General features: G+C 55.1%; 18 protein-coding genes and 1 pseudogene. 11 read left to right on the top strand and 8 right to left on the bottom strand.

Features of this window, described 5'->3' with window-relative positions:
• Window positions 1-40 precede the first annotated feature (40 nt).
• Window positions 41-754 carry a GNAT family N-acetyltransferase gene (locus tag AC6I7A_RS02645; protein ID WP_058958263.1) on the bottom strand — a complete coding sequence of 238 codons (714 nt, stop codon included), beginning with the start codon at window positions 752-754 and terminating at the stop codon, window positions 41-43.
• Window positions 755-877: 123 nt separating this feature from the next.
• Window positions 878-1,948, bottom strand: coding sequence for a LacI family DNA-binding transcriptional regulator (locus AC6I7A_RS02640; RefSeq protein WP_058958262.1), 1,071 nt, complete (start codon window positions 1,946-1,948; stop codon window positions 878-880).
• Between the two features lie 193 nt (window positions 1,949-2,141).
• Between AC6I7A_RS02640 and AC6I7A_RS02635 the strand changes: the two genes are divergently transcribed.
• The 4 genes from AC6I7A_RS02635 (at window position 2,142) to AC6I7A_RS02620 (ending at window position 5,702) form a co-directional block, all read left to right on the top strand.
• Entirely contained in the window at window positions 2,142-2,954 is an 813-nt protein-coding gene (locus AC6I7A_RS02635; RefSeq protein WP_058958261.1) for an ABC transporter substrate-binding protein, read from the top strand.
• 61 nt (window positions 2,955-3,015) lie between these two features.
• Window positions 3,016-3,825 (top strand): amino acid ABC transporter permease, encoded by an 810-nt coding sequence (locus AC6I7A_RS02630; protein WP_058958260.1) that lies wholly within the window; start codon window positions 3,016-3,018, stop codon window positions 3,823-3,825.
• A complete protein-coding gene (locus tag AC6I7A_RS02625) occupies window positions 3,818-4,570 on the top strand; it encodes an amino acid ABC transporter ATP-binding protein (protein WP_009092290.1) in 753 nt (250 codons plus the stop codon). Before AC6I7A_RS02630 ends, AC6I7A_RS02625 begins: the two co-directional genes overlap by 8 nt.
• A 19-nt stretch (window positions 4,571-4,589) precedes the next feature.
• Window positions 4,590-5,702, top strand: coding sequence for an NAD(P)/FAD-dependent oxidoreductase (locus tag AC6I7A_RS02620; RefSeq protein ID WP_058958259.1), 1,113 nt, complete (start codon window positions 4,590-4,592; stop codon window positions 5,700-5,702).
• 33 nt (window positions 5,703-5,735) lie between these two features.
• Here AC6I7A_RS02620 and AC6I7A_RS02615 read toward each other — a convergent pair whose 3' ends face one another.
• On the bottom strand, window positions 5,736-6,248 hold the full coding sequence (locus AC6I7A_RS02615) for an RcnB family protein (protein ID WP_033736413.1): 513 nt from the start codon (window positions 6,246-6,248) through the stop codon (window positions 5,736-5,738).
• A gap of 94 nt (window positions 6,249-6,342) precedes the next feature.
• Window positions 6,343-7,623, bottom strand: a complete 1,281-nt coding sequence (locus AC6I7A_RS02610; protein ID WP_058958258.1) for a serine hydrolase domain-containing protein — start codon at window positions 7,621-7,623, stop codon at window positions 6,343-6,345.
• A 238-nt stretch (window positions 7,624-7,861) separates the two neighbouring features.
• Between AC6I7A_RS02610 and AC6I7A_RS02605 the strand changes: the two genes are divergently transcribed.
• From AC6I7A_RS02605 to uhpT, 3 genes and pseudogenes are all read left to right on the top strand, one after another.
• Complete coding sequence (locus AC6I7A_RS02605; protein ID WP_058958257.1) at window positions 7,862-8,530, top strand: YecA/YgfB family protein; 669 nt, start codon at window positions 7,862-7,864, stop codon at window positions 8,528-8,530.
• Between the two features lie 205 nt (window positions 8,531-8,735).
• Window positions 8,736-9,695, top strand: a complete 960-nt coding sequence (locus AC6I7A_RS02600; protein WP_153009230.1) for a hypothetical protein — start codon at window positions 8,736-8,738, stop codon at window positions 9,693-9,695.
• Between the two features lie 103 nt (window positions 9,696-9,798).
• Window positions 9,799-10,233, top strand: a pseudogene (uhpT, locus tag AC6I7A_RS02595) (hexose-6-phosphate:phosphate antiporter); the annotation flags it as partial.
• 127 nt (window positions 10,234-10,360) lie between these two features.
• Here uhpT and AC6I7A_RS02590 read toward each other — a convergent pair.
• Window positions 10,361-10,882: a hypothetical protein gene (locus AC6I7A_RS02590; protein ID WP_058958271.1), complete on the bottom strand. Its 522-nt coding sequence runs from the start codon at window positions 10,880-10,882 to the stop codon at window positions 10,361-10,363.
• A gap of 555 nt (window positions 10,883-11,437) precedes the next feature.
• Here AC6I7A_RS02590 and AC6I7A_RS02585 point away from each other — a divergent pair.
• The 4 genes from AC6I7A_RS02585 to AC6I7A_RS02570 all read left to right on the top strand — a co-directional run bounded on the left by AC6I7A_RS02585 (window position 11,438) and on the right by AC6I7A_RS02570 (window position 15,845).
• Window positions 11,438-12,952 carry a PRD domain-containing protein gene (locus AC6I7A_RS02585; RefSeq protein ID WP_058958255.1) on the top strand — a complete coding sequence of 505 codons (1,515 nt, stop codon included), beginning with the start codon at window positions 11,438-11,440 and terminating at the stop codon, window positions 12,950-12,952.
• Between the two features lie 15 nt (window positions 12,953-12,967).
• Window positions 12,968-13,441, top strand: coding sequence for a PTS sugar transporter subunit IIA (locus AC6I7A_RS02580; protein WP_058958254.1), 474 nt, complete (start codon window positions 12,968-12,970; stop codon window positions 13,439-13,441).
• Window positions 13,442-13,554: 113 nt separating this feature from the next.
• The gene (locus tag AC6I7A_RS02575) at window positions 13,555-14,979 is read left to right on the top strand and encodes a fructose-specific PTS transporter subunit EIIC (protein ID WP_058958253.1); all 1,425 of its coding nucleotides are present in this window, start codon (window positions 13,555-13,557) and stop codon (window positions 14,977-14,979) included.
• Between the two features lie 5 nt (window positions 14,980-14,984).
• The gene (locus tag AC6I7A_RS02570; RefSeq protein WP_009092306.1) at window positions 14,985-15,845 is read left to right on the top strand and encodes a ketose-bisphosphate aldolase; all 861 of its coding nucleotides are present in this window, start codon (window positions 14,985-14,987) and stop codon (window positions 15,843-15,845) included.
• 34 nt (window positions 15,846-15,879) lie between these two features.
• On the opposite strand, the gene AC6I7A_RS02565 is transcribed toward AC6I7A_RS02570, so the two are convergent.
• The 3 genes from AC6I7A_RS02565 to AC6I7A_RS02555 form a co-directional block, all read right to left on the bottom strand.
• Window positions 15,880-16,680, bottom strand: coding sequence for a CDP-diacylglycerol diphosphatase (locus AC6I7A_RS02565; protein ID WP_058958252.1), 801 nt, complete (start codon window positions 16,678-16,680; stop codon window positions 15,880-15,882).
• A 179-nt stretch (window positions 16,681-16,859) separates the two neighbouring features.
• Window positions 16,860-17,204 carry a putative T6SS immunity periplasmic lipoprotein gene (locus AC6I7A_RS02560; RefSeq protein ID WP_058958251.1) on the bottom strand — a complete coding sequence of 115 codons (345 nt, stop codon included), beginning with the start codon at window positions 17,202-17,204 and terminating at the stop codon, window positions 16,860-16,862.
• A 151-nt stretch (window positions 17,205-17,355) separates the two neighbouring features.
• Window positions 17,356-17,616, bottom strand: coding sequence for a hypothetical protein (locus AC6I7A_RS02555; RefSeq protein WP_058958250.1), 261 nt, complete (start codon window positions 17,614-17,616; stop codon window positions 17,356-17,358).
• Window positions 17,617-17,670: the final 54 nt, after the last annotated feature.

The following is a 17,670-nucleotide window of genomic DNA, read 5'->3' as shown; positions in this document are numbered from 1 at the left end:
CTGCGTTTTTGCAGAGGCCTCTTACTTTGTCGCCACCGGGTCAGGACCTGCCGCGCAGCGCCTCCAGCTTCTCACGCTGCTGACCATCGGCGGTAAAATTCTCCTCCGCCAGCCAGCGCTGCAGCCCCCTTTTCACCTGCGGCCACTCGCGATCGATGATCGAAAACCAGCTGGTGTCGCGTGAGCGACCTTTGTAGACAATGGCCTGGCGGAAATCACCTTCATACTGAAAACCGAGGCGTGCCGCGGCTCTGCGAGAAGGCGCATTGCAGCTGTCGCATTTCCACTCATACCGGCGGTAACCCAGGGTTTCAAAGGCGTACTGCATCAGCAGGAAATGCGCCTCTGTTGCCATGCGCGTCTGCTTCAGACGGAGCGAAAAAGCGACATGACCGACTTCCATCACCCCATGTTCAGGCTGGATACGCATTAACGACAGGCTGCCCACCGCCTCTCCGGTGGCGAGGTCGATCACGGCGAAATGCAGCGGGTCGCGGCTGGCCTCCAGCTGCCGGAGATAATCCTGCCACGCCTGAAGATCATCGAACGGCCCCATAAACATATAGGTCCAGTCGCGCCCATCTTCCGCCAGCGCCCAGGCGTCAGACAGGGCCTCTCCATGCCGCGCGGCGCTGAAGGGCTCCAGCCGACACGACTGACCGGTGAAAACCTGATGTTGTGGCAGAGGACGCGGCTGCCAGTCTGGCAAAGGCTGGCCGACCGGCTGACCAAAGTGATTAGAGTATTGTGACATATCGCCTCCCGGCTGCAGATAATGTCAGCAGAGTGCCACGTTCCCGGCCGCTTAAAAAGCCTGCCCCTCAGGCAACATCCCGGATGCCTTGCCCGCAAACAGTCTGACGCGCCGGGCTGCTCTTCAGCAGGCCGGCGCAGCAATCGAGTGGCGAATCATCAGATGGGCATCGAAGCGCGGCACGGGGCCGGGGGCCTCGCCGCGGATGGCGGCGATCAGACGTCGTGCGGCTTCACGGCCCATTTCATAGACCGGTTGCGCAATGACCGTCAGCGGTGGCGTCACAATCTCACTCCACGGGAAATTGTCATACATCACAAAAGAGAGATCGGCCGGGATACGCAGCCCGCGCTGCGTCACTTCACGCAGCAGCCACATGGCCACCACGCTGTCAGACGCCACCAGCGCGGTGGGCGGCTGCGGACGCTGCCACAGCGCTGCGACGATACGGCTAATCGATGCCTCGTCCAGCGCGTTCACCTGCACCAGCGACGGATCAAACGGCACGCCTGCGTCAGCAAAGGCCTGCATCATGCCGCCCACGCGCTGGGCAACCGGCGTCAGGCCAAAATCGTCCGGCGTGCTGTAGTCAGTGGTCAGCGCCATGCTGGTGATATAGGCGATATGGCGATGCCCCGCGGCCAGCAACCGGGCCGTGACATCTGCGGCCACGTCGGTAAATTCACAGCAGACCGCGTCCACATCAAGACCGGTTACCGCGCGATCGAACAGCGTCAGCGCTCTGCCCTCTTCCTGCACCTGTATCAGATGCGCGTTCTGCTCCAGGGCTGAACAGCAGGGCGCAACGATAATGCCATCGACCCGCTTTTCCAGCATCACCCGCACCGCATCCTGCTCCGCCTGCAGCTTTTCATCACTGTTGCTCAGCAGCAGATGGTAACCCGCCGTGCGCGCCACGTCCGCCATGCCACGCAGGGCCAGACCAAAGTGAGGATTCTCAATATCGCCGACAATCACCCCGATAGTATTGGAGCGGCCGGTGTTCATACTGCGCGCCAGCGCATTGAGCCGGTAGCCCAGCGCGGAGGCGGCGCTGTTGACCCGCTCCTGCACCTCATCGCTGACCGCGCCATAGCCACCCAGCGCGCGCGCCGCCTGGGCTTTGGAAACATTTGCTGCGCGCGCCACATCTGCCACGGTTGGCGCTTTGGATCGTCTGTTCTGGCTGGTCATAATTATTTCGAATCACAGGTTGATGACAGGAATATTGACGCCGAAAAAAGGCTGTGCTTAAACTCATTGTAACTCCTTGAGACCGGTCTCACAATGTTTCTGTCTTAAGGTGCCACCTGCGTTGAGACCGGTCTCAATCATAATTACTGGCTCAACAGTCTCTGATGTTTAAACCTGCAAAAACGGATGAGCTATGAAATCGCAAATCACACTGGGCAAACTGCTCGGCACCGCACTCGCACTCTGTTCACTGTCGTTCTCTGTGCTGGCCGCCAGCGACAACAATCCCTATGGGCTGATCGAACCGGGTCAGCTTCGCATCGCCAGCGTCGGCGACTCAAAGCCTTACACCTTCACCGACGCCAGCGGTCAGTTCACCGGCTTCGACGTCGAATTTTTCAGAAATGTCGCCCACCGCATGGGCATCGATAAGGTCGATTTTATTGGTCAGGACTTCTCGGCCATCATGCCCGCGGTCGCCAACGGTCAGTACGATGCGGCGGTGGCGGCGATTGGCATCACCCCGGCGCGGGAAAAAACGGTCGATTTCTCCACCGGCTATCTGGCCGGATTCCTCACCGTCCTGACCCGCCATGACAGCGGCGTGAAAGATGTCGCCACGCTGGCCAAGCACCGGCTCGGCGTGGTTCAGGGCACGCTCCAGGAGAATTATGCCGTGGAGCACTTCCCGCAGACCGATCTGGTGCGCTTCCCGGATAACAACAGCGCGGTCTCTGCCCTCAACAACGGCACGCTCGACGCCGTCTTCCTCGACTATGAGGCGGCCAAAAGCTACGCCGAACGCTTTAAGCTGGTCTCTGCCGCCGATATCCCCTCTTTTGATGCACCGGCGGGCATTGCCATTGCCAAAGGTAAACCCGCCTTCAAGGCTGCGCTGGATAACGCCATCAAGGCTGCGATGCAGGATGGCACCTGGCAACGGCTCTATCAGAAGTGGTTCCCCGGATCGCCGATGCCAAAACAGTATCTGCCTGGCGGTCAGTAAAGAGGTGGACGTTTACGTCCTGAGTTAACCGGGGGATGCCCCGCTCTGCAAGGAGACGGCGATGGAGCTGCTCACGATTCTTTCCCGCACCTTCTTTGATTTTTCATCAATGAGGGAAGTACTGCCACAGATGCTGACCACCGGGCTGGTCAACACGGTGATTATCTCACTGTCGGCGACGCTGCTCGGCACGCTGTTTGGCCTGCTGCTGGCGCTGATGGGCATCTCGCCCTCGCGCTGGCTGCGGGTGCCTGCCCGGCTCTATACCGATCTGTTTCGCGGTCTGCCTTCCATTCTGACCATTCTGCTGATTGGTCAGGGTCTGGCGCGCTTCAGCTATCAGCTGTTCGGTCCGACACCCTATCCGCTGGGGATCTTCGCCCTCAGCCTGATCGCCAGCGCCTACATGGGCGAGATTTTTCGCGCCGGTATCCAGAGCGTGGAACGCGGCCAGCTGGAAGCGTGCCGTGCGCTGGGGATGAGCTATGGCCGGGCCATGCGACGGGTCATCATCCCACAGGGGATCCGTCGCGTGCTGCCCGCCATCGTTAACCAGTTCATTGCCATCATCAAGGATTCGTCGCTGGTCTATCTGCTCGGCCTGATGACGCAGCAGCGTGAGCTGTTTCGCGTGGGTCAGGATGCGGCGGTGCTGACCGGCAACCTGTCGCCCCTGATGCTGGCAGGACTCTTCTATCTGATGATCACGGTGCCGCTGACGCACATGGTCAACTATGTCGATGTGCGCTACCGCACCGGACGCCGTCGTCTGACGGCCCCGCAAAGCGGTCTGAAAGAGGTAGATGAGGTCAGACCGTCCGGCGGCGCCGTTCTGGTCACTCACCCCCGGATGGGAGGCAACCATGAATAATCTGAATGGCGCAAGCTGGCGCGGCGCCAGCCTGGAGCTGCGCAATCTGACCCTCGCCTATGGCCCGATTGAAGTGCTGCGTAAGGTCTCCCTGCAGGTGGCCCCCGGCACCACCACCTGCATTATCGGGCCATCGGGATCGGGTAAATCGACCCTGCTGCGCGGTATCAACCGGCTGCACGAACCGCAGTCGGGGGATGTTTTGCTGGCCGATCGCTCCGTGCTGCGCGACAAGCCTGATGCGCTGCGGCTGCGGATTGGCATGGTGTTTCAGCACTTCAATCTCTTCCCCGATCACACTGCGCTGGAGAACGTCGCCCTCGCCCCCTGGTGTGTCAAAGGCCTGCCCAAAGCGCAGGCGATGGCGATTGCGCGTCAGCGGCTGGAAGAGGTCGGTCTGGGTCAGCGCGCCGATCACCGGCCGCGCGATCTTTCCGGCGGCCAGCAGCAGCGGGTCGCGATAGCCCGGGCGCTGGCGATGGACCCGGAGGTGATGCTGTTCGACGAGGCCACCTCCGCGCTTGACCCCGAACTGGTGAAAGGAGTCCTGACGCTGATGGCGGATCTCTGTCGTCGCGGCATGACGATGGTGGTGGTGACACATGAAATGGGCTTTGCGCGCAAAGTGGCGGATCAGGTGGTGTTTATGGACGAAGGCGAGATTGTGGAAGCCGGGCCGCCAGACGCCATTTTTGACGCGCCGCAGTCGCCGCGCCTGCAACGTTTTCTCTCTGAAGTGCTGTAACTGAGCAAGGAACCTGACAATGGCGGTAAAAACTGAAATGAAGGTGGTGGTACTGGGCGGCGGCGTGCTGGGCGTTTCGACGGCGCTGGAGCTGACAAAACGCGGGGCGGCGGTGACGCTGGTGACCGAGGCGGAGGTCTGTTCCGGCGCGTCGGGACGTTCACTCTCCTGGCTCAATTCGGCGGGTGAGCGCTCCCGGCCCTATCATGCGCTGCGCATGGCGGGCATCGATCGCTATCGCACGCTGTTTGCGCAGCACCCTGACCTCGACTGGCTGCGTTTTGATGGCGGACTTTGCTGGTTCAGCAACGATGCGGCCGGGACGCAGGCGCGACACGCCTATGAGAAGGCGCACGGCTACGACTCTCAGCTCATGAGTGCCGATAACGTGGCGCTGGCGGATGCGACGGTCGATCCCGATGCGCTGCCGTCGCAGGCGATCTTTAATCCGGGTGAAGGCTGGGTCAGCCTGCCGCACCTGGTGGATTATCTGCTGAACCAGTTCCGCTCACGCGGCGGCGAAGTAATCGAGCACGCCGGTAAAGCCGCCGTGATCACCGATCAGGGCCGGGCCTGCGGCATCCGCAGTGACAAGGGGGAGATGCGGGCGGATGCGGTAGTGGTCGCCTGCGGCCCCTGGACCCCGGAGGTGGTCGCCCCGCTGGGCGTGACGATCCCCAATGGTTCGCCGGTCTCGATGCTGGTGATCACGGAACCGGCCGGGCATCAGCTGAAAGCGGTGCTCAACACCCCGCGCGCCGCCATCAGACCGAATCCCGGCAACCGCTACGCGCTGGATCATGACTGGTATGAGGCGGATATCCAGCCGCTGGCCGACGGCGATTACCATATTGATGAACATGTCGTGGCCACGCTGGCCGCGGAGGCGAGCCGGCTGTTACGCGGCGACGAGCCGCTCAGCGTGCAGAGCTGGAAGATTGGCCTGAAGCCGATTCCGGGCGATGGCGATCCGGTGCTGGGTGAACTGCAGAAGGTGCCGGGCTGTTATGTGGCCTTCACCCATTCGGGTGCCACGCTGGCGCTGATTGTCGGCGAGCTGCTGGCGGAGGAGATCGTGACCGGTGAGAAGCATCCGATGCTGGCCAGCTTTGGGGCTGAGCGCTTCGGCTGAAAAAAAGCCGGTCATCACGACCGGCTGATTATCTTAGCCACGGAAGAAGATATCACCCGATTTCCCCATGACGATTTTGCCGGTGTCATTGGTAATCAGGATGTAGTTGGCGTTGATGTAGGCCCAGTGGGTGTTCTCCTGCGGGGCCGGCAGATTGCGTTTCTGCCACTCAACGATGGTGTAGGTTTTATCCGTGTACTTCTCTGGCACCGTGTCACCGATGTTGTACTGTTTGTAATCGATGATGATGGTGCTGAGATCGTAATTCGGGCGCGCACTGTTGGCCGTTGACGGCGTGGTGGGCGTCGTCGGCGTAATGCCATCGTTAGACGGTGAGCTGGTCGGTGCCTGGCTCTGCGCGGCACCGTTGTCCGGCTGGGCGCTGCCTGCACCAGACTGCGGCTGGGCATCCGGGTTAGCGGGCTGGATCTGCGGCGGAGGCGGAACGCTGTCGGTTGCTTCGCCAGCCGCCTGAACAGCAGGGATCAGGCTCAGTGAGCCAACCAGTAATCCCATTGATAAAAGTACACGTTGAGTCCTGCGCATAATGATTTCCACGTTGAATTTTGACAGTCAGGCTAAATTTATCGCACTTCAGTTCCGGCGCGATGACGCTATGTGCCAGGCAACACAGCGCAATTCACTTTATGGCGCCCTGGCCAGCGGTAACGGATCGCTGTGCGACCACTTTATCCTGAGTTGCCAGATCGACCAACAGCGCAATGCCTAAATAGTTACTCCAGTTAAAACCGTTCTGCAGCACCACAATCGCGTTACCGTGACCTTTATCGTAGCCGATAAAACTCGCGTAGCCGCCGATGTAGCCCACCTGATAGGTGATCGGCTGCCCTTCTGTTGTCTCGGTGATCCAGGCGATATTCTGCGTCTGTGCGCCCTGCCGGTACCAGGCACGGTTCACCGCCGCAAACGCCCTGTCCCGTTCTGCATCACCGGTGGCCGTAAGGTGCGCGCGCAGATAGCGACTCAGATCGCGCGCGCTGCTGTAAAGGCTGGCCGCCGCCACCATGTTGCCGTGAAAATGCCAGTCAGGCGTCAGCGTCCCACGGCGGATAAATTTCGGCTGATCGCCGGCGTGGCCCAGCGCGCGCCACGGATAGCCCACCAGCGTTTCCGGCTCAAAACTGCTCTGATCCATCTTTAACGGGGCGAAGATAAGCCGGGACGCCAGCGTCTGGATATCCTGATGAAAGCGCTCGCGCAGAATGAAGCCCAGCAGCGCATAGCCGAGATTGGAGTAGCACGGCCTGCGAACCGCCGGAGCAGAGAAATCCGCCAGGTAACTCAGCACGCTATCGCTATCCAGATTGCCGTAGAAGTTCTCGCCCGTGCCGAGATAGCGGATGAACTGGTGCAGCATCGGCAGATCCATGTCCTGCCGCGGCAGACCGGAGGTATGCGTCACCAGCTGCAGCAGCGTGATGCGGCGTGCGTCACGACTCAGCGGCACGCCCGCGGGCAGCAGATCGGCCAGCGTGTCGCTCCAGTGCAGTTTATCCTGATCCACCAGCTGGATTATCACCTCGGCCGTCACGCCCTTACTCAGCGATCCCAGCGCAAACAGGGTGTCCGGGGTCACCGGATAGCGATGCACCCGGTCGGTGACGCCAAATGAATAGTAGTGCGTTGGCTCGTCATGATGGATGACGGCAATGCTGATGCCGGGAACCTGCTTCTGCTGCATGTAGTGCTGCACGATGTCATCGACATTTTCGTTGAAGGTGGCATGCGTCAGGTAGACACGATCGCTGACCGGGGCGGAGGTTTGCGACAGGGTGCCACAGCCGGTCAGCAGAACGATCGCCGCCGGGATCCCGCAGGGTCTGCCGATCCGCTGAGCGACCTGAGCCAGCCGTCTGAGGCAGAGCGCAGCGATCCGGCTGCCAGAAAATTCCTTTTTCATAAAGTAATCATTCAGTTAAGTAGAGTTATCGCGCAGCAGGCTGGCCGTAGCGCAAAAAGGTACCATAAAGTGCGGCGGGCTATCGCCTGCATAATGGGGTAAAAAGGGGGTTAAACGCAGGTTAACCCTGCTGATGCCGGACAGCGTTAGCTGTGTTGCTGCCCGCAAGGGTGTACACTGCTGCGGTTTTAAGGCTCAACGCCGCGCTGAAATTGAGATATGCCCGGGAGGCAACCGCATGAAAGAAGGCCCACTGACCGAAAAAGAGCTGCAATGGCTGGAAGATATGCTGGAAAAGTATGGCAGCGAAGCGTCGATTCTCGATGTCTCCGAACTCGATGGTCTGCTGACGGCGATCCTCTCCGGTCCCGTAACCGTGGAACCCAGCCAGTGGCTGGTGGCCCTGTGGGGTGGCGAGAAACAGATTCCGAAATGGAGCAACGAGCGCGAAATGACGCGCTTTATGTCGCTTTGCTTCCAGCATATGAATGACGTGGCAGACCGCTTAGCGGAATTCCCGGAGCAGTTCGAACCGCTGTTTGGCATCCGTGAGATGGAAGGACTGGAGTTTACCGTGGTGGAAGAGTGGTGCTTCGGCTATATGCGTGGCGTCGCACTGACCGACTGGTCGGCGCTGCCCGCGGATCTTCAGCCTGTGCTGGACGCTATCGCCCTGCATGGCACCGAAGAGAACCTCGAAAAGCTCGACGCCATGACACCGGAAGAGATGGAAGCCAGCATCGAAGCTATCCGCCCCGCTGCGCTGGCGCTGCACGATCACTGGATCTCGCAGCCCGAGGCGGTGCCGGTGCCGCAACAGCCGGTGACCGTCGATAAGCAGCCCGGCCGCAACGATCCCTGCCCGTGCGGCAGCGGCAAAAAATATAAGCAGTGCTGTCTGCATTGATCGCTGAAAGGGCTGAATACACAGCCCTTAATTAATAGTTGTAAGTCGCCTTGATATAACTTCTTATATAAATCAATTTCGCCTCTTGTATTTAGCGAATGTGCAAAATTTTTCCTTTACTTTTCGCAGCAGAAACATGAACTTAATATACCATCAGAAAGGAATACAGATTTTATTTAAGCCAGTAACATATTAGGGACGTAGCATGGCAATATTTATGAAGTTAAAGGACATTAGTAGGAAAAATAGGTTAGATCTGATTTTTCTTTTGACGTTTATGTCAGTCATCGGCTTTTCAGGACACCGTCAGGCAATAAGAGAAATCGTGGGTTCAATTGGCATAGTAGTCGTGATCTCATCTGTTATCTTTCTACCTCAGCGAGCGCTTGATATTTGTAATTTTTTTATATTTCAATACCAAGACCGCAAATTAAAAAAAATTGCAGGAATATTTACTCTTTCATCCTGGATTTCCTTCTCATTAGGCTACATGATACTTCCATTTGGCTTCTTGATTACAGGTCGTCTTTTCCTTTTGGCTTTCATTCTATTAACTATCATTGCTAGCATCCTGACATTTTATGATTTAGAGCAAAGTGGCAACATTCATATCCGAAAAGGTCGATTAGTACTTTGGTTTTTGTTACCTATATTTTTTATTTTTACAAACTCTCTGGCATCCAGCTACTTCACCCAAATAAGTGCGTTAGACATTTCGTCTGTTCCATACACAGAGTTTGCCTGGAAGTTTGTCTTTTCAATTATGACCCTTACATTGTTACTCCAACCAATAAGTTATGGGATATTCATTACCCAAACAGATAAAACTCAGGGGTATCAGAGCGCAACTTTACTTGCTTTATTACTGTCCGCCACATTTATGATGGTTGCGATTCCTCATTGGAGTTCAAACATTCTTGCGTCGGTTCTGGACCATGCTACTCGATTTGAATGGCGTGATGAAGTCATGTGTGGAACTTTGAAAATAAAAAGAAATGATGAGCATTATTTCGGTTTCAATAGCGATAAATATACTGTCTATTTCTCTAATGCTGACTACTGGGGATTTTACGAGCTAAAATGTGTCAGGGATCAATACAATAATGATACCTTCAGACTATACCCGGTATACATTAAAACACGTCGCCCTTGGTTTAATCACTAACACATTGATCTTTCATTTTGCAATTCGAAGATTACTACTGGCGTATTGTATTTTCAGCCTCATGCCTAAAATTTATTTATATGAAATAATCTTAAAAAGTTAGCAGATTTTTGTTTTTTATGTGCTATAGAATAATGTGATCAGGCTGCTCTGCTTCGCCAACATCTTTCTTTAAGTGGTGAGTATCGGCATCGATCAGGGGTCAACGGTTTATGCCTTTCAGGAGCTGAAGTTCTCAAAAGAATTTTCGATACAGGGCTTTACCCTGTTTGAAGCAGGCGCGCTGGTGGTGACATTGCTTTAGGGCTGGTTATCCGATCTGGCCTTCGCCTACCTGATTGGCGACAGCTTTGCCAAGCTGGGCCTGGGCATGATCGCAGACGGCACCCCGATCTTCGGCCTGACCGGCTGGGCAGGTACCTTTGCCGCACTGGATACCGCCGCTATCGCCTGTATCTGTCTGATGGCGATGGTCGCCGTGATGGAGGAGCGCAAGATTCGCCGCGAGAAGCGACTGCAGCGGCTGAAGATGGCGTAAAGATGTTATCGGGCCCGGCGGATGCCGGGCTTTTTTTGTGCCCAACCCGTCACAGGACTCTGCTTGGCTTTTGCTGACTCAATTCGCCGTTACGCTTAATGCCTGCAAACAGGCTGGAACAGGCATTTTATCCTCTCCTCTTCAATTTTATTTTCTTCCTGACAACATAATAACAGGTAATCGTTAATAACAGATTTGATACCAGCAACTCTGCGAGATTTAATGATGAAAAATCCCGTTCATCCGGAAAAAAAGATGAATAAGGCAGCGTTCGAAAAAGCACCCAAAAGAGAAATGTGAACAAAAAGATTTTCCCCAACCGACGCAACGTTGAGAAAGCCCACTCTTTAGCAAGATAACCTGGCCTTATCCTTCGCGTAACGCCGTTGAAGAAAGTGGTGAGCACACTCATAACAGGCACGCTGATCAGGGTATTAACTAAAATGCTGATGTAGTCCCTTAATGATTCCCAGACCTCCGGGTCAGGCTCACCCAGAATAAAACGGGTCAAAACCTGAGCGTTATGAAAATCAAATGATGCTGTTAAAGCGTTCACTCCCCCCTCATAGGGAACCGCTTTAGCGACAAGCAGCATAATTACAGTAAACAACGCTATCCTGATAAAAATATTAAAGGCACGCTTTGCCATGAGCAATGACCTTAATATTTTCATAAACCATTAGCTCCTTCATACAACAACCCTCTCTCTTTTGCATTCTCAAAGTTGCATTACGTAAGAGACCCTATGCACAAACTTTCCATGCAGAGCCATAAATAATTTCCCCCTGCTTTTTCTCTACCCTATTCTTTATCAACCAGGCGGAAGAGTGATTTTTTCTGTCGTTTTCTGATTTCAATGCCTGACACAACTGAGAGGCATGCCCCACCTCTGAGGTTGCCTGAAGCATCAACGTCCGGCATCAGGCAACTGATGAGAGCAGATAAAAACGCTCCCGTATTCAGAGGCTGATGCTTTCGCTGGTGTGCCACCTGCCGCATAGCTGTCCGTCGCCATCACAATGACCATCACACCCAATCAGCCTTCTCCCTGACCGTTCATCCCGTCTCTGTTATTCCAGAACCCGCTGTCAGGTGGTCAGCCAGCCCCCCGGGTTGTGGCCATGTTTTAATATTTACAGGGTCTGGTGCCTTTGCTTAGATGATAACTCCCAAAGGCGAATAACTGATTAAGCGGAACCTGAAGATGATGAAGGCGCTGACAGAACGGCAACTGACCATTATGCGACAGCTTATTTCTCATAACAGTTATGTGAGCCTGCGCGCTATTTCAGAAAAAACGGCCATCATGCCAAGAACGTTACGCCGCGACATTGCCGATATTAATGAAAAACTCGCAGACCAGGGGATCACACTGAGCGGTAAAAGTGGGAGAGGCATCACAATTAAATTTGCTGACGCCACATCCGAAATAGCGGCCCGACGGATTTTTTCTGCAGAGGTGGATGATTTCAGCAGTAACGTCAGGATGCTGAAAATAGCCTCCGATCTGTTAATGCTCTCACCCCGAAGTTCGTCAATCAGTGAGCTGGCCGATAAATATTTTATCAGCCGCGCATCAATAGTGAATGATTTAAAAACATTAGACACCTGGTTACATCAGTTTAATTTAACCTTATTAAAAAGTCGCACCGGCACCAGCATTAAAGGCAGTGACCAGAATATTCGCCTGGCGATGAAAGCGCTGGTCTTAAAATCGATCTACAACCGTCAGGACATGATGGAGAGCCGCCTGGATGAAAGCACACTGCAGGAGCTTTCAGAGAAGTTTGGTCAGCAGGCTGTCCATTTCACCCTGCAGCTCATCAATTTTATTGAACAGCAGCTGCACTATACGATAAGCGATCCTTACTACATTAATCTGTTCACCCACGTTCTGGTGCTGATTCACCGCAGCCACTCGCCGATGCACAGCCCGGACGCCCGCGCCGTGGTCATGAACCGGGTCAGCGATCCGCACGCCTGGCAGGTTTCACTGGCGGTCATAGAGCGCATCGAGACGGCTTACAACACGCTACTGGTCGCAGAGGAGGCGCACTCCATCTATCAGTATCTGGTGTCGTCCGGTAAAGCGGGCGGCGATGCCGATCTGCACGATGACGCGCTGATTTCAGAACGGGAAACCCGCTTTGCGGCGGCGCTGATCGACCGGGTGGCGCAGCGGATCAACATCGCCATCACCACCGATCCGAAGCTGCAGGCTTCGCTGACTTCACACATCAAGCCGATGCTGAACCGCCTCAGATATCACATCCGGATTAAAAATCCGCTGCTGCACGATATCCAGACCGAACTGGGCACCGTGTTCGCCGCCGTCAAAGCGGTGATCCGGGAGCTGACGCAGGAGTATCAGCTGGATGAAATCAGTGACGATGAGGTGGCCTATCTGACCGTGCATATTCAGGCGGCCATCGAAAACAGCATTAAGGTAAAGCGGGTGCTGCTGGTCTGCTCCAGCGGCCTGGGCACCTCGCAGCTGCTTTACGGGCGCATCCTGCGCGCCTTTCCTGACTGGCAGATTATCGACATTGTGCCCGGTAAAAACATCGCGGACTCCCTGAAGCGACAGGCGTGCGACGTGGTGATATCGACTATCCGGCTGGAACCGCTGGAAAAGCCGGTGGTGTATGTCTCCGCCCTCTTTTCGGCGAAAGATATCGCCAGGGTTACCGAATGTCTGGTCTCGAACTCAATTAATTAATGATGGAGAAATAAAATGACGACAGCCGTGGCGATTAATGAAGTGCTTAAAGAAGAGTGCATTATTCTCGATGTCGATTGCCAGACCAAAGAGCAGATTATTTCTCAGCTGACCGACCTGCTCTGCCAGACAGGAGCGGTCACGGATAAAGCCGCTTTTCTGAGAGATGTTTATCTGCGCGAGGAGTTAGGCTCAACCGGATTTGAAAATCATATTGCCATTCCGCACGGTAAATCTGCTGCCGTCGTTAAAACCCGGATTGCCGTCGGACGCCTGCGCCAGGATATTCCCTGGGAGACCATCGACGGCACCCGAGTACGGCTGGTGATCCTCTTCGCGGTTAAAGAGTCCGATAAAGATGTCGGCCATATAAAAATGCTCGCGAGAATATCCATTGCCCTCGGTGATGAAGAGGTGGTTGCACAATTACTGAATACAGAACATCGTGAAGAGATGTTTCATTTACTCCTGTCCCGCTCGGGAGCCTGAATAACAGGGAGATACTGACAAAATAAAACAGTAAGGAGGTTTTCAGACAGTCGCCATCCATCCGTCGTTAAAAAGATAAAAATAAAATCGTTTCCTTTTACCGGAGAACGTTTATGAACATTATTGCCATTACCGCCTGTCCTACAGGTGTTGCCCACACCTACCTTGCCGAAAGTAATTTAAAAAAAGCGGCGAAAAAACTGGGGCTGAATGTATTAGTGGAAACCCAGGGTGCCATAGAAAGCGAATATATTCTCAGCGACGACGATATTCATCAGGCTGACGTCGTGTTGATCGCCGCAGATAAAAAAGTTGAGATGGCACGCTTTCAGCATAAAAACGTGATTGAAGTGCCCGTCACTCGTGCGGCGAAAGATGCGGAAGGTCTGTTAAGCGCCATCGTGAATGGCGAGCTGGCACCGAAGCTGGTCGAATCTGCGTCACTGACCGGCGCTACTGAACCGGCTTCTGCGGTCAGAGAGGCGTCGGCTTCCCGCTCCTGGGCGTCGGAGATTTATGTCCACCTCATCACCGGTGTGAACCTGATGATCCCGTTTGTGGTAGCGGGCGGCATTCTGATCGCGCTGAGTTTTTCCTTCGGGATTACGGCGGCCACACCAGGGGACGCACATTTCAGCCCGATAGCGAAGATGCTCTCTGACATCGGTGGCGGCTCCGCCTTTGCCCTGATGCTGCCGATTCTTGCGCTGGGCATTAGCCAGTCGATTAGCGGTAAAGCGGGCATCGTGGCGGGGGCCGTGGGCGGGATGATGGCGATCCACACCGGCTCCGGCTTTCTCGGTGCGCTGATTGCTGGCTTCCTGGCGGGCTATATCACGCTGCTCATCAACAATCATATCCACCTGCCCAAAGCGGTCGCCGGGCTGAAGCCCATTTTAATCGTGCCGCTGCTGAGCGTGCTGCTGACCGGCGCACTGATGGTGCTGCTGATTGGTGAGCCGATCAAGATGCTGCTTGGCTGGCTGACCGCCTTCCTCAGTTCGCTGGGTAACACCAATGCGGCCATTCTGGGCCTGCTGTTCGGCATGATGGTGGCCTTTGACATGGGCGGCCCGCTGAACAAAACCGTCTGTATGTTTGCGATTGGCCTGATGTCGAGCGGCATTTATGGCCCGATTGCCGCCTGTATGGCGGCGGGCATGGTGCCGCCGCTGGGCATCGCGCTGGCGACCACCCTCTTCCGCCGCAAGTTTACTGAGCAGGAGCGGGAAACCGGCAAGGTAACCTATATCCTCGGCCTCTCCTTCATTACCGAAGGCGCGATCCCGTACGCGGTCGCCGATCCGCTGCGCGTCATCCCGGCGATTGTCGCGGGCTCCGGCTTAGCGGGTGCGCTGTCGATGATGCTGGGCTGCGCGTCCCGCGCTCCACATGGCGGCATCTTCGTCATCTTCATTCCTAACGTGATCAGCAACGTCATGGGTTATCTGTTTGCGATTGCCGCAGGCAGTCTGCTGACGGCGCTGATTCTGTTGTTCCTGAAAAAAGATATCTCTCTTCCTGCAAAACAAGGATAAAACCTATGCTTTACAACATGAAAGACCTGCTCAGCGTGGCCCGGCAGCATCAGTTTGGCGTGGGCGCGTTTAACATCGCCAGCGCTGAGTTTGGACGCGTGGCGGTTGAGACGGCCGAGCGACTGGATTCACCGCTGATTCTGGAGATCCACCCTGATGAGATGGCGTTTACCGGCCCGGAGTTCATCGGCTATCTGCGGACGCTGGCGATTCAGGCGCGGGTGCCGGTGGTGATCCATCTGGACCATGGCCGCACGCTGGAAGAGGTGATGAAAGCGATTTACGCCGGTTTTACCTCGGTGATGATGGATGCCTCCTCTCACCCTTTTGAGCAGAACATTGCGCTGACGAAGAAGATTGTGGAGATCGCCCACGCGGTGAATGTCTCCGTGGAAGCGGAGCTGGGCACCATCGGGGTGGCAGAAGGCAGCGGCGAAGGCGGCAGTAATGAGATTCTCTATACCGATCCGCAGCAGGCTGAGACCTTTGTGCGCGAGACCGGCACCGACACGCTGGCGGTCGCTATCGGCACTTCGCACGGTCTCTACCCCAAAGGGAAGCAGCCGAAGCTGGATATCGAGCGTCTGCAGCAGATCCGGAAGGTGGTGGATATCCCGCTGGTGCTGCATGGCGGTTCGGGGAATAAAGACAGCGAGGTGGCGGAGTCGATACGTTATGGCGTCGGTAAGATCAACATCTCCAGCGATATGAAGAAGGCGTTTTTCGTGGCGCTGGAGCAGGAGCTGAAACAGGGCGGACACGAACCCAATGCGCTGTTTGTAAAACCGATGCAGGCGGCGGGTGAAGTCGTCGCGGCGAAGATGGCGCTGTTCAGTTCAGTGGGGAAAGCGGCGCTGTACCGGTAAGGGTTTTGTGGTGGATGGCTGGGATGAGGTTTCGTTACTCTGCGGCTGAAACGTCAGCGGGCGGCGCTGAAAGAATAGCGCAGCGTTTATCCAGTAGCGACTCAACGGACGCCCGATTGCCCTTATCCCAGCCGCGCCGGGTGGTTAGCAGGATAAACCCTTTTTCTCCCGAGAACGTCGTCGGGATGAGCGCCACGCCAGACTCCGCCAGCTGTGGCGAGGAGAGATGGAAATGGCGTGCCACGGAGGAGACAGGATAGATCCCCATCGCCGTCGGCTGCATGACGCGACGGGCATAGTAGGTGTGATTCAGCAAACGATCGGGTAAGGGTCGCCAGTCATCATGAATAAAGGGGCGCTCGGCCTGAAGCTGACGATAAACATCCTCCCGCAGGCAGGTCAGATGAATATGCAGTTGATTCTGGCTGCGGCCATAAGCGGAATTGAGCGCCATGCCGAGCCGATCCTCAGGCACTGTAGCACCATAGGCCGCCATCAGACGATAACGCATTAACCAGGCGTAGCCGAAATAATCGGGACGTCCGGGCCGCGACAGCGCAATGCTCTCGATGCCTGACATCGCCACCGTGGGCACCAGAATAAAGTGCAGCCTGTGACGGGGATTCTGAATGATGCTGTAGCCCTGAGTGTTGTCCTGCGGTAGATAGATTTGCTGGCAGGGTGCCGGATCGTGACGGTAGTGGTAGTTATTCATGCAGAGGTCATGTGTGACCGTCCACAGCGCATCAGAGCGGGCGCATCCTGTGAGCAGCAGCGCGATGACCAGCGACAGAGGCCGGCATCGCCACAACAATTTTCCGTTCAGGCGTCTCAATTATTCAGAACCCTGGTCAGCTCAATCTCGTGGGTTATGGGATTAAAGTAAAGATAGAACAGATCCCCATCCAGCTGATCGGGCTTCGCCCATATTTCCTTCTCCCCCAGACTGCGTTTTTGCTTCACGTATCCCAGCTTTTCGAGATAAGCGTGGAGCGATGTAGTATCTGTAGCGCCTTATTCTTTTGGATAAGAAAATTCAGCGGTGACTAAATGCGATCCTGATTTATCAGACTGAACATTATAAGCGAAGTAGTAACGTTCTCCCGCTGTGAACTTAAAGCCGAATAGAGGCAGGCACTCACCTTTTGGAACATAAACAGGCTTTTCATCAAAAATCTTATGGAGGGAGTCGCTTTTTTCGCTGTTGATTTGAATGGCAGTGATCCTTTCTGGTGGTGCCAGTGGCGACACGACACAAACCTGATTATCTTTCAGAAATGCCGTCGCAGATTCACGCTCCACCATTCGATCGCCCGGCCCAGGGCATCCCGTTAAGAGAAATATAGCTCCCAGCCACATTCTGTTTTTTCATGTTTACCGCTCCTTCCCTGTTACGATTTTCTGATAAAGCAAAATGTTGCTACATGAGCCCAGTTCAAGGATGAAAATAAAGTTATTCGTGATAAAAACAGTGTGCTGGTTACCATGATGGTTTTACTCATCAGAAAAATCATCTCTTATTAACTCTCTTCTCGATCACTCTGACGATGATTTGATAACCGATGAGCGTTACCACTGTACAGATGACTAATAGCGCCACCCCTACAAAACCCTCAATATCACGTTGATTGAATAGCTTTGCTGACGCTGTCCAAAACTGCTGCTCTCCCTCTGTCGAGGGATCTGATGGCCTTGCAATAAGAAAAGTAATGACAAACAAGGAGACTGCAATAAGGATTCTAAACCCCGCCGGGACACGTTTTGCTTCCATTTAAAACCACCTCAATTGTTCCATAAGACATTAGCCCATTAGGTAATTTTACTT

This window comes from Type-F symbiont of Plautia stali (assembly GCF_059731105.1).
This window is presented reverse-complemented; position numbering and strand designations above follow the sequence as displayed.

What these genes read in the sequence shown, in the direction of transcription:
- AC6I7A_RS02645 (WP_058958263.1), bottom strand. Translation starts at nt 754, where the DNA reads ATGTCACAATACTCTAATCACTTTGGTCAGCCGGTCGGCCAGCCTTTG.
- AC6I7A_RS02640 (WP_058958262.1), bottom strand. Translation starts at nt 1,948, where the DNA reads ATGACCAGCCAGAACAGACGATCCAAAGCGCCAACCGTGGCAGATGTG.
- AC6I7A_RS02635 (WP_058958261.1), top strand. Translation starts at nt 2,142, where the DNA reads ATGAAATCGCAAATCACACTGGGCAAACTGCTCGGCACCGCACTCGCA.
- AC6I7A_RS02630 (WP_058958260.1), top strand. Translation starts at nt 3,016, where the DNA reads ATGGAGCTGCTCACGATTCTTTCCCGCACCTTCTTTGATTTTTCATCA.
- AC6I7A_RS02625 (WP_009092290.1), top strand. Translation starts at nt 3,818, where the DNA reads ATGAATAATCTGAATGGCGCAAGCTGGCGCGGCGCCAGCCTGGAGCTG.
- AC6I7A_RS02620 (WP_058958259.1), top strand. Translation starts at nt 4,590, where the DNA reads ATGGCGGTAAAAACTGAAATGAAGGTGGTGGTACTGGGCGGCGGCGTG.
- AC6I7A_RS02615 (WP_033736413.1), bottom strand. Translation starts at nt 6,248, where the DNA reads ATGCGCAGGACTCAACGTGTACTTTTATCAATGGGATTACTGGTTGGC.
- AC6I7A_RS02610 (WP_058958258.1), bottom strand. Translation starts at nt 7,623, where the DNA reads ATGAAAAAGGAATTTTCTGGCAGCCGGATCGCTGCGCTCTGCCTCAGA.
- AC6I7A_RS02605 (WP_058958257.1), top strand. Translation starts at nt 7,862, where the DNA reads ATGAAAGAAGGCCCACTGACCGAAAAAGAGCTGCAATGGCTGGAAGAT.
- AC6I7A_RS02600 (WP_153009230.1), top strand. Translation starts at nt 8,736, where the DNA reads ATGGCAATATTTATGAAGTTAAAGGACATTAGTAGGAAAAATAGGTTA.
- AC6I7A_RS02590 (WP_058958271.1), bottom strand. Translation starts at nt 10,882, where the DNA reads ATGGCAAAGCGTGCCTTTAATATTTTTATCAGGATAGCGTTGTTTACT.
- AC6I7A_RS02585 (WP_058958255.1), top strand. Translation starts at nt 11,438, where the DNA reads ATGATGAAGGCGCTGACAGAACGGCAACTGACCATTATGCGACAGCTT.
- AC6I7A_RS02580 (WP_058958254.1), top strand. Translation starts at nt 12,968, where the DNA reads ATGACGACAGCCGTGGCGATTAATGAAGTGCTTAAAGAAGAGTGCATT.
- AC6I7A_RS02575 (WP_058958253.1), top strand. Translation starts at nt 13,555, where the DNA reads ATGAACATTATTGCCATTACCGCCTGTCCTACAGGTGTTGCCCACACC.
- AC6I7A_RS02570 (WP_009092306.1), top strand. Translation starts at nt 14,985, where the DNA reads ATGCTTTACAACATGAAAGACCTGCTCAGCGTGGCCCGGCAGCATCAG.
- AC6I7A_RS02560 (WP_058958251.1), bottom strand. Translation starts at nt 17,204, where the DNA reads ATGTGGCTGGGAGCTATATTTCTCTTAACGGGATGCCCTGGGCCGGGC.
- AC6I7A_RS02555 (WP_058958250.1), bottom strand. Translation starts at nt 17,616, where the DNA reads ATGGAAGCAAAACGTGTCCCGGCGGGGTTTAGAATCCTTATTGCAGTC.